Source organism: Streptomyces sp. NPDC107559 (assembly GCF_055657365.1).
The window spans coordinates 621,523-634,074 of sequence record NZ_JBVKBD010000001.1 but is presented as its reverse complement, the minus strand read 5'-3'; the positions used below and the strand labels follow the sequence as shown (position 1 = coordinate 634,074).

11 protein-coding genes are annotated in these 12,552 nt (G+C 72.0%); 6 read left to right on the top strand and 5 right to left on the bottom strand.

The annotated features are described in order from the left end of the window. Nucleotides 1–72: 72 nt before the first annotated feature. Complete coding sequence (locus tag ACZ7OY_RS02605; RefSeq protein ID WP_471909668.1) at nucleotides 73–771, bottom strand: TerB family tellurite resistance protein; 699 nt, start codon at nucleotides 769–771, stop codon at nucleotides 73–75. 188 nt (nucleotides 772–959) lie between these two features. Continuing rightward, a complete protein-coding gene (leuA, locus tag ACZ7OY_RS02600; RefSeq protein ID WP_471909667.1) occupies nucleotides 960–2,681 on the bottom strand; it encodes a 2-isopropylmalate synthase in 1,722 nt (573 codons plus the stop codon). 332 nt (nucleotides 2,682–3,013) lie between these two features. On the opposite strand from leuA, the gene ACZ7OY_RS02595 reads away from it, so the two are divergent. Genes ACZ7OY_RS02595 through ACZ7OY_RS02580 form a run of 4 tightly spaced genes read left to right on the top strand, consistent with a single transcriptional unit; the run spans nucleotide 3,014 to nucleotide 7,024 of the window. Beyond that, nucleotides 3,014–4,078: a M4 family metallopeptidase gene (locus ACZ7OY_RS02595; protein WP_471909666.1), complete on the top strand. Its 1,065-nt coding sequence runs from the start codon at nucleotides 3,014–3,016 to the stop codon at nucleotides 4,076–4,078. A 21-nt stretch (nucleotides 4,079–4,099) separates the two neighbouring features. Beyond that, nucleotides 4,100–4,366 carry a protealysin inhibitor emfourin gene (locus ACZ7OY_RS02590; protein WP_384722711.1) on the top strand — a complete coding sequence of 89 codons (267 nt, stop codon included), beginning with the start codon at nucleotides 4,100–4,102 and terminating at the stop codon, nucleotides 4,364–4,366. A 58-nt stretch (nucleotides 4,367–4,424) separates the two neighbouring features. Continuing rightward, nucleotides 4,425–5,759 carry a GH1 family beta-glucosidase gene (locus ACZ7OY_RS02585; protein ID WP_471909665.1) on the top strand — a complete coding sequence of 445 codons (1,335 nt, stop codon included), beginning with the start codon at nucleotides 4,425–4,427 and terminating at the stop codon, nucleotides 5,757–5,759. Then, nucleotides 5,756–7,024, top strand: a complete 1,269-nt coding sequence (locus tag ACZ7OY_RS02580; protein ID WP_471909664.1) for an MFS transporter — start codon at nucleotides 5,756–5,758, stop codon at nucleotides 7,022–7,024. The genes ACZ7OY_RS02585 and ACZ7OY_RS02580 overlap by 4 nt, the downstream gene beginning before the upstream one ends. 87 nt (nucleotides 7,025–7,111) lie before the next feature. On the opposite strand, the gene era is transcribed toward ACZ7OY_RS02580, so the two are convergent. After that, nucleotides 7,112–8,074 (bottom strand): GTPase Era, encoded by a 963-nt coding sequence (era, locus tag ACZ7OY_RS02575; protein ID WP_351601750.1) that lies wholly within the window; start codon nucleotides 8,072–8,074, stop codon nucleotides 7,112–7,114. Between the two features lie 165 nt (nucleotides 8,075–8,239). On the opposite strand from era, the gene ACZ7OY_RS02570 reads away from it, so the two are divergent. Both ACZ7OY_RS02570 and ACZ7OY_RS02565 read left to right on the top strand, forming a co-directional pair. Further along, the gene (locus ACZ7OY_RS02570; protein WP_471909663.1) at nucleotides 8,240–9,574 is read left to right on the top strand and encodes an ammonium transporter; all 1,335 of its coding nucleotides are present in this window, start codon (nucleotides 8,240–8,242) and stop codon (nucleotides 9,572–9,574) included. Then, nucleotides 9,571–9,909 carry a P-II family nitrogen regulator gene (locus ACZ7OY_RS02565; RefSeq protein WP_152884130.1) on the top strand — a complete coding sequence of 113 codons (339 nt, stop codon included), beginning with the start codon at nucleotides 9,571–9,573 and terminating at the stop codon, nucleotides 9,907–9,909. The genes ACZ7OY_RS02570 and ACZ7OY_RS02565 overlap by 4 nt, the downstream gene beginning before the upstream one ends. Here ACZ7OY_RS02565 and ACZ7OY_RS02560 read toward each other — a convergent pair. Both ACZ7OY_RS02560 and ACZ7OY_RS02555 read right to left on the bottom strand, forming a co-directional pair. Then, entirely contained in the window at nucleotides 9,803–10,897 is a 1,095-nt protein-coding gene (locus tag ACZ7OY_RS02560) for a DUF916 domain-containing protein (protein ID WP_471909662.1), read from the bottom strand. The two genes, ACZ7OY_RS02565 and ACZ7OY_RS02560, sit on opposite strands and share 107 nt — an antisense overlap. Before the next feature lie 225 nt (nucleotides 10,898–11,122). Beyond that, nucleotides 11,123–12,451, bottom strand: coding sequence for a beta-xylosidase (locus tag ACZ7OY_RS02555; protein WP_471909661.1), 1,329 nt, complete (start codon nucleotides 12,449–12,451; stop codon nucleotides 11,123–11,125). Between the last annotated feature and the right edge of the window lie 101 nt (nucleotides 12,452–12,552).

Sequence of the window (12,552 nt, the reverse complement as noted above, 5' to 3'; positions counted from 1 at the left end):
CGCGGGAGCGAGCCGGGACCTACTGCGTCGGGTGGCCCGGGGCCGCCGTTACTCCCCGGGGAGTACGGCGTCCTACGACGGTGTCCTGGCCGCTGCCGCCAGCAGGCGGGTGACGTCGTCCGTGCAGATCGCCAGGGCCGCGCCCACGGTGACCAGGACGTCGCGTTCGGCGGGGGTGTAGGGGCCGTCGGCCAGGGCGATGCGGGCGCCCTGCAGCAGGATCGACTCGCGGCCGACGGCGGCGAGGTGCGGGGTGAGCGGGTCCAGGGCCTCGTGCAGCTCTATGGCGAGGCCGGCCCCGCAGGGCGGGCCGATCACGCGCCCGGTGTCCGCGGCCAGGGCCTCGACGAGGGCGCCGAGCTGGTCCCGTGTGCAGTCCTCGAAGCCGGCCGCGCGGACCGTGGCCGCGGCCGCCTCCAGGGACGCGGGGGCGCAGGTGCCGCCGGCGGCCAGGACGGCGAGGGCGACGGTGTGCACGGCGTCGCGCAGCATGGCGGAGAAGCGGGTGGTGGTCGGGTGGTCCAGGACGTCGGCGCCGAAGTGGCGGCGGCAGGCCGCGCACTCGACGACCGGTCCGGTCTCGCCGCGCGGCAGCACGGGCACGCCGAGCAGGGTGAAGCGCCGGCGGCCGGTCAGCCGCTGGTAGTTGCGGTCGCCTCCGCAGCCGGGACAGAAGAACTCGCCGTCGCCGACGGGTGTCCATGAGGTGCGGGTGCCCAGGATGCGCGCAAACCTGGTGGCACGGCCGTCTTGTCCCCGGACTGGCAGCACGTCGCACCTCCGTAACCCCGCGGCAACATCGCCGCGCTTGCGTGATGTTAGCCACATCGGTGAGGTCGCGTCAGTACCCCGTACGAGACCTGTCCGTGACCTCCTCGGTCGGATGGCCGGTACACGACGGTGCCCCGCCCGCCCGGGCGGGCGGTCGGGGCACCGGAAGGGCCTCGTCGGAGGCGGTGTCAGCGGGTCGCGCGGTTGACGGCCGAGACGACCGCCTTCAGCGAGGCACGCGTCGTGTTCGCGTCGATGCCGATGCCCCACAGCACCTTGTCGCCGATCGCGCACTCGATGTACGAGGCGGCCTGGGCGGAGGCGCCCTCGCTCATCGTGTGCTCCTGGTAGTCCAGCAGGCGTACGTCGACGCCGATCGACTCCAGCGCGTTGAAGAAGGCCGAGATCGGACCGTTGCCGGAGCCGGTCAGGACGGTGTCCTCGCCGTCGACGGTCGCCTCCACGGTCAGCGTGTCCACGCCGTCGGTGTCGGTCGTCGACTGACCCGTGCGGACCTGGAAGCGGCCCCAGGGGTTCTCCGGGTTGGGCAGGTACTCGTCCTCGAAGGCCGCCCAGATGTCCTTCGGGGTGACCTCGCCGCCCTCGGCGTCCGTCTTCGCCTGGATGAGCTTCGAGAACTCGATCTGCATCCGGCGCGGCAGGTCCAGCTTGTGGTCGTTCTTCAGGACGTAGGCGATACCGCCCTTGCCGGACTGGGAGTTGACGCGGATGACGGCCTCGTAGGAGCGGCCGACGTCCTTGGGGTCGATGGGCAGGTACGGGACCGCCCACTCGATGTCGTCGACGGTGACGCCCTTGGCCTTCGCCTCGTCCTCCATCGCGTCGAAGCCCTTCTTGATGGCGTCCTGGTGGGAGCCGGAGAAGGACGTGTAGACCAGGTCGCCCACGTACGGGTGGCGCGGGTGGACCTCCATCTGGTTGCAGTACTCCCACGTACGACGGATCTCGTCGATGTCGGAGAAGTCGATCTGCGGGTCGACGCCCTGGGAGAACAGGTTCATGCCCAGGGTGACCAGGTCGACGTTGCCGGTGCGCTCGCCCTGGCCGAACAGGCAGCCCTCGACGCGGTCGGCGCCGGCCATCAGGGCCAGCTCGGCGGCGGCGACGGCGGTGCCGCGGTCGTTGTGCGGGTGGACCGACAGGCACACGTGCTCACGGCGGGAGAGGTTGCGGTGCATCCACTCGAAGCGGTCCGCGTGCGTGGAGGGGGTGGAGCGCTCGACCGTGGCGGGCAGGTTCAGGATGATCTCGCGGCCCGGGCCGGGCTGGTAGACGTCCATGACCGCCTCGCAGACCTCCAGCGCGAAGTCCAGCTCGGTGTCGGTGAAGATCTCGGGGCTGTACTGGTAGCCGAACTCCGTCTCGGGGCCCAGCAGCTTCTCGGCGTACTCCACGACCAGCCGGGTGCCGTCGACGGCGATCTGCTTGATCTCTTCCTTGGAGCCGCGGAAGACGACCCGGCGGAAGACCGGGGCGGTGGCGTTGTACAGGTGGACGGTGGCGCGCTTGGCGCCCTTCAGGGACTCCACCGTCCGCTCGATCAGGTCCTCGCGGGCCTGGGTCAGTACGGAGATCGTCACGTCGTCCGGGATCGCGCCCTCTTCCTCGATGATCGAGCGCACGAAGTCGAAGTCGGTCTGCCCGGAGGCCGGGAAGCCGACCTCGATCTCCTTGTAGCCCATCTTGACCAGCTGGTCGAACATCCGGCGCTTGCGCTCGGGCGACATGGGGTCGATCAGGGACTGGTTGCCGTCGCGCAGGTCGGTGGAGAGCCAACGGGGCGCTGCGGTGATCCGCTTCCCCGGCCAGGTGCGGTCCGGGATGTCGACCTGCTCGTACTGGCCGTACTTGTGGATCGGCATGGAACTGGGCTGCTGGCGGTTGGCCATGGTGGCGTGGGCTCCTCGTGAAGGTGTCCTACAGGACGGCCGACGACGCAACGCCAAGCTCCGCGGGGAGGGGGTCGGCCTCGACTACAGGCCCTCGCCGCGGCAGCTAAGGAGAAGCAGCCCGAAACGCATGATGCTGCGCAGCCTAGCCGAGCCGCACCGATGGCGCGGGGGTGTTCCAGTATGCGGGACCGGATGGACGTATGGAATGAAACGGACAAAAAGGTGTCTCATACCACTCCGTGACCAAGACGAGGTTGTTTGTCCCTGTATTTCACCAATCATGGTTGCGGGTAGTGACATCCGGACAACACGGTGCCAAGGTGCCGGGCATGACGACACACGGGGGCTCCGAGCCCGTCTTCTGCACGATCGTCCCGCCGCATGTCCTCGACAAGCTCGCGCAGCACGAGGACCCCGCGCTCTCCGGTCCCGCCCGCCGCTCCCTGGAGCACGACGCCCTGGAGCGCACCCGCCGCCGGCTGACCACCGTGGTGGGCGCCCCGGCCGTCGCCGCACCGGCCGCGACCGGCAAGCCGCACCGCACCCTCTACGACGCCCGCCACCACACGGACCTGCCCGGCCACAAGGTCCGCGGCGAGGACGGCCGGGCCGTCAAGGACGCCACCGTCAACCGCGCGTACGCAGGTCTGGGCGCCACCTTCGAGCTGTACCTCAGTGCCTACGGGCGCGACTCGATCGACGGCGCCGGACTGCCGCTGGACGCGACCGTGCACTACGACCGGGACTACAACAACGCCTTCTGGAACGGCGAGCAGATGGTGTTCGGCGACGGTGACGGCGAGATCTTCCTCGACTTCACCCTCCCGGTGGACGTCATCGGCCACGAACTCACCCACGGCGTCACCCAGTACACCGCCAACCTCGCCTACTTCGACCAGTCCGGCGCCCTCAACGAGTCGCTGTCGGACGTCTTCGGCTCGCTGATCAAGCAGTACACGCTCGGCCAGACCGCCGCCGAGGCCGACTGGCTGATCGGCGCGGGCCTGCTCGCCCCCCGCGTCACCGGCACCGCGCTGCGCTCGATGAAGGCTCCGGGCACGGCGTACGACGACGACGTCCTCGGCAAGGACCCGCAGCCCGCGACGATGGACGGCTTCGTGCGCACCGGCCGCGACAACGGCGGCGTCCACATCAACTCCGGCATCCCCAACCACGCCTTCTACCTCGCCGCCACCGCGCTCGGCGGGCACGCCTGGGAGCGGGCCGGACAGGTCTGGTACGACGTGCTGACCGGCGGCGAACTGAAGACGGACGCGCTGTTCGCCGACTTCGCCACGCTCACCGCGGCCGCGGCGCGGGCCCGTTACGGCGCGGGCGAGGAACTCCAGGCCGTGCTGAAGGCCTGGGAACAGGTCGGGGTGCGCACGCTCTGATTCCGTACTAGACACAGACCCATGCGTATTCGGATCAGGCGCACGGGCGGGTTCGCGGGCATCGAGCGGGTCGCCGAGGTGGACACCTCGGGGCGGCCCGACGCGCCCGAGTGGCATGCCCTGGCAGAGAAGGCACTGGCCGCCGGCCGGGGCGTGCCGCCCACCGGGGTCCCGGACGGCTTCCGCTACGAGATCACGGTGGACGGCCGGACGGTGTACGCGGCCGACCCCCGGCTGACCGAGGAGCAGCGCACGCTCGTCTCCCGGGTCCTGAAGGAAGGAGCTTAGGGACTTGTCCCGGCCGCGGTTCGCGCAGGACCGTTGACTTCGGTTACCGGCGGTACCGATGATCCGGCGCATGGCGACTCAAGCGCGCGCTGCCGCGCACCCGATGCCCCGCTTCCCCGACGGCTTCCTGTGGGGGGTGTCGACCTCGGCCCATCAGATCGAGGGCGCCGTGGACCAGCGCGGGCCGTCCGTGTGGGACGCCTTCAGCGCCGGTCCCGGACACATCAAGGACGGCTCGACGGCGGCGGTGGCCTGCGACCACTTCCACCGCTACCCCGAGGACGTGGCCCTCCTCCAGGACCTCGGCGTGGACGCGTACCGCTTCTCGGTCTCCTGGCCGCGGGTGAACTCCCCCGGCGGCCTCGACTTCTACGACCGCCTGGTCGACGCCCTGTGCGCGGCGGGCGTACGGCCCGTGCCGACCCTGTTCCACTGGGACCTGCCCGCGGAGCTGGACTGGCTGGACCGGGACACCGCCGAACGGTTCGCCGAGTACACCTCGGTCGTCGCCGGACGCCTCGGCGACCGGGTCAAGAAGTGGATCACTCTCAACGAGCCCGCCGAACACACCCTGCTCGGCCACGCGCTCGGCGCGCACGCCCCCGGCAGGCAGCTCATGTTCGACGCCCTGCCGGCGGCCCACCACCAGCTCCTCGCCCACGGTCTGGCCGTACGGGCGCTGCGCGCGGCCGGGGCGGACGACCTCGGGATCGCCAACTCGCACGGCCCGACCTGGGCGGCCTCGGACCGCGACGAGGACGTGGCGGCGGCCGACTTCTACGACCTCCTGCTCAACCGGCTCTTCGCCGACCCCGTCCTGCTGGGCCGCTACCCCGACGGCATCGCCGAGCTGATGCCCGGTGACGTCGAGGCGGACCTGAAGATCATCGGAGAGCCGGTCGACTGGTACGGGATCAACTACTACCAGCCGACCAGGGTGGGCGCGCCCGAGGGCTCGGAGATCGAGTTCGGCGGACTGACCCTGCCCGCCGAACTGCCCTTCACCGTCAAGGAACTGGAGGGATACCCGGTCACCGACTTCGGCTGGGCGGTGGTGCCCGAGGGGCTCACCGAGCTGCTCACCGGCTTCCGCGAGCGCTACGGCGACCGGCTCCCGCCCGTGGTCATCACCGAGAACGGCTGCTCGTACGAAGGCCTCGACGACCAGGAGCGGATCGCCTTCCTGGACGGTCATGTCCGGGCGCTGCACGCGGCGTTGGCGCAGGGCGTCGACGTACGCGGCTATTTCGTCTGGTCGTTGATGGACAACTTCGAGTGGGCGGAGGGGTACGCGCGCCGCTTCGGCCTCGTGCACGTCGACTACGACACCCTGGAGCGCACCCCGAAGGCCTCGTACCACTGGCTGCGGGACGTCCTGCGGGCGCAGAGATGACCGCGGCCGAACCGGCCGTGCCCGTGCCCGTCTCCGCCCTCGCCGAACCGGCCGAGCGGGTGGGCCGGGGCTGGACCTCGGCGCTCTGCCTCGCCAACGGGGCGATCTGGGTGGGCTGGTACGGCCCGCTCCAGATCCTCCTCGCCTCCCAGGCGGAGGACTTCGCGCCCGGCTCCGGCATGTCCAAGGAGACGATGCTGGCCTGGGTGACGGGTGCGGGCGCGGTGGTCTCGCTGGTCGCCAACCCGCTCTTCGGCGCGCTGTCCGACCGGACGACCGCGCGGTGGGGCCGCCGTACGCCGTGGATCGTGGCCGGGGCGGCCGGCGGCGCGCTGTCCCTGCTGCTCCTCGCGGGCGCGGGCGGGGTGTGGACGATGGCGGCGGGCTGGTGCCTGGTCCAGCTCACCCTGAACGCCGCGTTCGCCGCGGTCACCGCGGCCGTCCCGGACCGGGTGCCGCGGCTCCAGCGCGGCAGCGTGGGCGGCTGGCTGGGCGCGGCGCAGATCCTCGGCGTGGTCGGCGGCACGGGGCTGGCGACGGTGGCCGGGGGCACCGGCGGCGGGTACGCGGCGTGCGCGGTGTTCACCCTGGTGGGCGTCCTGCCGTACGTCCTGCGCCACGCGGACCTGCGGCTGCCGGCGTCGGCGCGGCCGCCCTGGTCGGGGCGGGCGTTCCTCGCCTCGTTCCGGCTGAGTCCGCGCGAGCACCCGGACCTGGCGTGGGCCTGGCTGACCCGCTTCCTGATCAACCTCAGCAACGCGCTCGTGCTGCTGTACCTGCTCTACTACCTGCGGGACCGGCTGCACCTCGACGACCCCGAGCAGGGGGTCCTCGTCCTCACGGCGGTGAACGGGATCACGCTCCTCGCCACCGTCGTGGTGGGCGGGGTGTGGTCGGACCGGCTGGGCCGCCGCAAGCCGTTCGTGATCTGGTCCGGCATCCTGATGGCGGTGGCGACGGCGGCGCTGGCCTGCTGGCAGACCTGGCCCGGCGCGATCGCCGCCGCGGCCGTCCTCGGCATCGGCTTCGGTGTCTTCACCTCCGTCGACTTCGCCCTGATGACCGACGTCCTGCCGAAGGCCCTGGACCGCGGCAAGGACCTGGGCGTCATCAACATCGCCAACGCCCTGCCCCAGGTCGCGGCCCCGGTGCTGGCGGCGCCGGTCGTGACGTACCTGGGCGGCTACCGGATGCTGTACGCGCTGGCGGCGCTGATCGGGCTGGCCGGGGCGGTGCTGGTGGGACGGATCCGCGGGGTGGACTGAGCCGGGGCGCACCGGGATGGCTGGGGCGAGGCGGCCCGGCCCGGCCCGATGAGCCCACCGGGCCCGTCGGGCCTGCCGCCGCCGGGCTCAGAAGCCGAGCTTGCGCAGCTGCCTGGGGTCGCGCTGCCAGTCCTTCGCCACCTTCACATGCAGGTCGAGGAAGACCGGCGTGCCCAGCAGCGCCTCGATCTGCTTGCGGGACTTGATGCCGACCTCCTTCAGCCGCTTGCCCTTGGGGCCGATGATGATCCCCTTCTGGCTGGGGCGCTCGATGTAGACGAAGGCGTGGATGTCGAGGAGGGGCTTGTCGGCGGGGCGGTCCTCGCGCGGGAGCATCTCCTCCACGACCACGGCGATGGAGTGCGGAAGCTCGTCCCGTACGCCCTCCAGCGCGGCCTCGCGGATCAGCTCCGCCACCATCACCTGCTCGGGCTCGTCCGTCAGGTCGCCCTCGGGGTAGAGCGCGGGCCCCTCCGGCAGCAGCGGGACGATGAGGTCGGCGAGCAGGTCGACCTGCTGGTCGGCGACCGCCGACACGGGGATGATCTCGGCCCACTCGAAGCCGAGCTCCGCGCCGAGCTGGTCGATCGCGATGAGCTGCTCGGCCAGCGCCTTGCCGTCGACCAGGTCGGTCTTGGTGACGATCGCGATCTTCGGCGTCTTCTTGATCGACGCCAGTTCCTTTGCGATGAAGCGGTCGCCGGGACCGAGCTTCTCGTTCGCCGGCAGACAGAAGCCGATCACGTCGACCTCGGCCCAGGTGGTGCGCACGACGTCGTTGAGCCGCTCGCCGAGCAGGGTGCGCGGCTTGTGCAGGCCGGGGGTGTCCACCAGGATCAGCTGGGCGTCCGGCCGGTGCACGATGCCGCGCACCGTGTGCCGCGTGGTCTGCGGCTGGTTCGCCGTGATCGCCACCTTCTGGCCGACCAGAGCATTCGTGAGGGTGGACTTGCCCGCGTTGGGGCGGCCCACGAAGCAGGCGAAGCCGGCGCGGTGGGCGGCCTCGGCCGACTGTTCGGGTGACGGGGTACGAACGCTCATGAGGCCCATTCTCCCTGATCCACGAACCCCGGCTGCACGCAGCGCCAGGCTCCCCCCGACGGTGAGCTCCCGGAAACCTCCCGGCAACAGGAAACTCTGCCGAAACACCCCTGTGCACAACCGGAAACGCCCACCGGTGAACCTCTGACGAGCCCCCATCCCGTTGGAGACACCGTGACCCTGGCCGCGCCCCTCTCCGCCCCTCTCGCCGAAGGGCGCCTCGACACCGGCGACACCGCCTGGCTGCTCGCCGCCACCGCCCTCGTCCTGCTGATGACCCCCGGTCTGGCCCTCTTCTACGGCGGCATGGTCCGCACCAAGAGTGTCCTGAACATGCTGATGATGAGCTTTGTGTCGATAGCCCTGGTCACGGTGGTGTGGCTGGTCGCCGGCTACTCGCTCGCCTTCGGCGACGACGTCGCGGGCGGGCTCATCGGCGGGCTCGGCCACCTCGGCATGGCGGACCTGGGCCCCGACAGCGTCCACGGGAGCGTGCCGACCCTGCTCTTCGCCACCTTCCAGCTCACCTTCGCGATCGTCACGGCCGCGCTGATCAGCGGCGCGGTCGCGGACCGGGTGAAGTTCGGGGCGTGGCTGGTGTTCGTCCCCGTCTGGGCGCTGCTCGTATACGTACCCATAGCCCACTGGGTGTGGGGCCCCGGCGGCTGGATCGTGCAGCACCTCGGCGCCCTCGACTTCGCCGGCGGGCTCCCGGTCGAGATCGCCTCCGGTGCGTCCGGCCTCGCGCTGTGTCTGGTGCTCGGCCCCCGGCTGGGCTTCAAGAAGGACGCGATGCGCCCGCACAACCTCCCGATGGTCATGCTGGGCGCCGGTCTCCTGTGGTTCGGCTGGTTCGGCTTCAACGCGGGCTCGGCGCTGAAGGCCGACGGCCTGGCCGCCGCCGTCCTCCTCAACACCCTGGTCGCCGGCTCCACCGGTCTGCTCGGCTGGCTCTTCGTGGAGCAGCGGCGCGACGGCCACCCCACCACCCTGGGCGCCGCCTCCGGCGCGGTCGCGGGCCTGGTCGCGATCACCCCCTCCTGCGGTTCGGTCTCGCTGCTCGGCGCGCTGGCCGTCGGCCTCGCCGCCGGTGTCGTCTGCTCGTACGCCGTGAGCTGGAAGTTCCGGTTCGACTACGACGACTCCCTCGACGTCGTCGGGGTCCACCTGGTCGGCGGAGTCACCGGCACCCTGCTCATCGGTGTGTTCGCCACCTCGCGGATGACCGGCGGCGCCACGGGCCTGCTGGACGGCGGCGGGCTCGGGCTGCTCGGCCGGCAGGCGGTGGCCGTCGCGGCCGTGGCGGCGTACGCGTTCACGGTGACGTACGGCATCGGCAGGCTGCTGGACCGGCTGCTCGGGTTCCGGGCGAGCGAGGAGCAGGAGCACACCGGCCTGGACCTTACGGTGCACGCCGAGACGGCTTACGATCACGGGGTCCTGGGCCACGGCGCCCCGGTCGGCCACTCCGCCCTCCCCTCCGCGCAGAAGGTCAAGCCCCAGGCATGAAGCTCATCACCGCGATCGTCAAGCCCTACCGTCTCGACGAGGTCAAGACCGCTCTGCAGGAGCTCGGTGTGCACGGTCTGACCGTCACCGAGGCCAGCGGCTACGGCCGCCAGCGCGGACACACGGAGGTGTACCGGGGCGCCGAGTACCGGGTGGACCTGGTGCCCAAGGTCCGGATCGAGGTCGTCGTCGACGACGCCGAGTCCGACGCCGTCATCGACGCCGTCGTCAACGCGGCACGGACGGGGAAGATCGGCGACGGGAAGGTGTGGGCGACGCCGGTCGAGACGGTCGTGCGGGTACGGACCGGCGAGCGCGGCCCCGACGCACTCTGACCAGCAGCACCCCGCCGACGACTCCGGCGGCGAACGCCACCGCCACCAGCAGCCACGGCAGCGCGAGGAACGACGCGCTCGCCGATTCCCGGGTGCCCTGGGCGCTGGCCGTCAGGGTGACCTCGCCCCGGTCGAACTGGGGCGAGCCGTGCCAGGGCTCGCTGAGCCGCACGCGCTGCCCCGGCAGCAGCTCGGCGGGGATCCTGGTCAGCGCGCGGCTGAGGAGCGTACGCCCGAACAGGCCCCGGACCGTCAGCTGCACCTTCGGGTCGAGGGTGACGTTGCCGGTGTTGCGCAGGGTGTAGGAGATCGTCGCCGTGCCGGCGCCGAGGCCGGGCACGAGGGGCTGGTGGTGGCTGATCCGGACGTCCTCGACGGAGATCGCGGGCAGGGCGGGGCCGCTCACCCGCAGGTAGACCCGCGCGCCGACGGCCCGCTGCACCCCGACGGCGAGCGATCCGGAACCGGCGTCGACGCGTTCGTCGAGCGCCACGATGGCGCCGGGGTGGTCGCCCGGTTCGGCGTCCCGGGGCACCGTCAGCGTGACGGGCACGGTGACCGAGCCGTGGGCGGGCACGGTGACCCGGCCGCGGGCCGGCTTCGCCCAGGCGCCCACACCCCGCATCCGCTCCTTCAGCGTCCGCACGGCGAAGCCTCCGTCGCGGGCGGTGTTGTAGGCGTCGGCCGCGTAGAGGCGGAAGGTCAGGGGCGCGCCGGTCCTGTTGGCGACGACGACCTTGTCCTCGATCGTCTGGCCCGGATCGGCGGAGACGTAGAAGTAGGGGCGGGCCGCGGCGGCCGGGGAGGCCGGGTAGACGGACCAGCTGCCGTTGTCGGCGGCGCGCGCGGGGGCGGCCGTGACGGCGAGGAGGAGGCCCACGAGCAGGGCCAGTGCCAGTGCCGGGTACAGCGCCGGGGACGGACGTGACGCCGGGAGCACGGCGGCCGGACGTGGGGCCGGAGGCAGGTGCAGGTGCGGCTTGCGCATGGGTGCGGACCCCCGCTGAGGTGATCGAGCCGAGCCGGACGAGCCGCCGGACGGACGAGCCGCCGGACGGGACCGGCCGGGGTGGACCGACCGGACGGGACCGGCCGGGGTGGACCGACCGGACGGGACCGGCCGACGTGGACGGGACCGGCCGGGTGGACCTTGCCGAGGCGGGACGGGCGGGTGCGGACCCGTGGTGGGGCGCCCGTCCTCGGAAGGGTGCGGTCAGGTGAGCGTCAGCGTGAGGATCCCGGAGTACGTGCCCGGCGGGGTGAACGCCGGTACGTCCAGCGACAGCCGGGCGTCCACGGTGAACTCTCCGCCGGTGAGCGCGGAGTCGGGGGTGGCGGCCAGCGTCGCTCCCGAGGTGCCCACCGTGCCCGCCGAACCGGCCTGGCAGGTGCTCGGGCTGCCCGCCTTGGTGGCGCAGGCGGGGGTCCAGCTCAGCCTGCCGGCGTCGATCTTGGCGCCGGGTCCGGTGAAGTCGGTGACCTTGCCGGTCAGGGACCAGCCCGCGGGTCCGCCGCGGAAGTCCTTGACGGTCACCGTCCGGAGGGATCCGGCCGAGGCGCCGCCCTGGCCGAAGTCGACCGCCGACAGCTGCACCGCGTCCCCGGCCTGGGACATGGACAGCGTCCCCGCCCGGACCGTGGTGGTCAGCTTCTGACTGCCCTCGGGTACGGGCGTGTTGTCGACGACGACATAGGCGGCGGGTCCCGCCCCCTTGTCCGAGCTCCACGCGCCGCCCTCGTACGCCACGACCCCGGTGGTCGTCCGGTCGTTGACGACGAGCGCGCCGCTGAAGGCGCCCTGGGCGTTCGCGGTCACGGTCGCCGTGTCCGCGGTCTGGGCGGTCCCGGCCCGGCCAGCCAGGGTGACGCTCGCGCCCGGGGTGAAGTTGCTGCCGGTGACGGTGACGCTGTCACCGGGGTTGCCGGAGGCCGAACCGAGCGTGATGGCACGGGTGTTGGGCTGGCTCACGTCCGTCGCGGTGACGGTCTCGGAGACCGGCGCGGGCGGGGTGATGACCGTGCAGGGGGTGTCCAGCTCCAGGATGTAGCTGGTGTGGATGTTGTAGTCGCCGGGCGAGAGCGTGATCGCGCCGGGCGCGGTGACCGTGAACGTGCCGGTCATGGAGAACGACGGGAAGGCACCCCGGCCCGGTACCGGGTCGTTCTTCTTCGGCCCGGCGACCGTGACGCTGCCCGTCTGTGCCCCGCCGAGGGTGACCTTGCCGGTCGGCGTCATGATGTCGGCCGGCAGGGCGAGATCGGTGGGGTTGCTCGCGGCGGCCGTGACCACCGTGTAGGTGACGGTGACGGTGTCGCCGACCTTGGGGTTGGCGTTGTCCACCGCGATGTTCGCGGTGGTGGTGCCGTCGATCGGCGGGAGGCCCGCGATCGCGGGCGGGATGCAGTGCGCGGCGAAGTCCACGTTCGTGGACGCGGCTCCGGCCGGACAGGCGAGTGCGCCGCCCGCGGTGACCGCGAGCGCGGTCGCCCCGAGCAGCGACGCCCACCGGCGCCATAGGGATCTCCGGGGTTCTGGACCCATGCTTGCCCCCTCCGAGGGATGCGGGCGCAGCGGCTCGTCTGCGCCGACAGGGGGCCATTGATGTGCAGGTCGCGTGAGAAGTCAATGGAGACGCGACAAGG

Coding starts and splice junctions, on each gene's coding strand:
- ACZ7OY_RS02555 (WP_471909661.1), bottom strand. CDS start 12,451: ATGGGTCCAGAACCCCGGAGATCCCTATGGCGCCGGTGGGCGTCGCTG.
- ACZ7OY_RS02585 (WP_471909665.1), top strand. CDS start 4,425: ATGATCCGGCGCATGGCGACTCAAGCGCGCGCTGCCGCGCACCCGATG.
- leuA (WP_471909667.1), bottom strand. CDS start 2,681: ATGGCCAACCGCCAGCAGCCCAGTTCCATGCCGATCCACAAGTACGGC.
- era (WP_351601750.1), bottom strand. CDS start 8,074: ATGGGCCTCATGAGCGTTCGTACCCCGTCACCCGAACAGTCGGCCGAG.
- ACZ7OY_RS02590 (WP_384722711.1), top strand. CDS start 4,100: ATGCGTATTCGGATCAGGCGCACGGGCGGGTTCGCGGGCATCGAGCGG.
- ACZ7OY_RS02595 (WP_471909666.1), top strand. CDS start 3,014: ATGACGACACACGGGGGCTCCGAGCCCGTCTTCTGCACGATCGTCCCG.
- ACZ7OY_RS02560 (WP_471909662.1), bottom strand. CDS start 10,897: ATGCGCAAGCCGCACCTGCACCTGCCTCCGGCCCCACGTCCGGCCGCC.
- ACZ7OY_RS02565 (WP_152884130.1), top strand. CDS start 9,571: ATGAAGCTCATCACCGCGATCGTCAAGCCCTACCGTCTCGACGAGGTC.
- ACZ7OY_RS02580 (WP_471909664.1), top strand. CDS start 5,756: ATGACCGCGGCCGAACCGGCCGTGCCCGTGCCCGTCTCCGCCCTCGCC.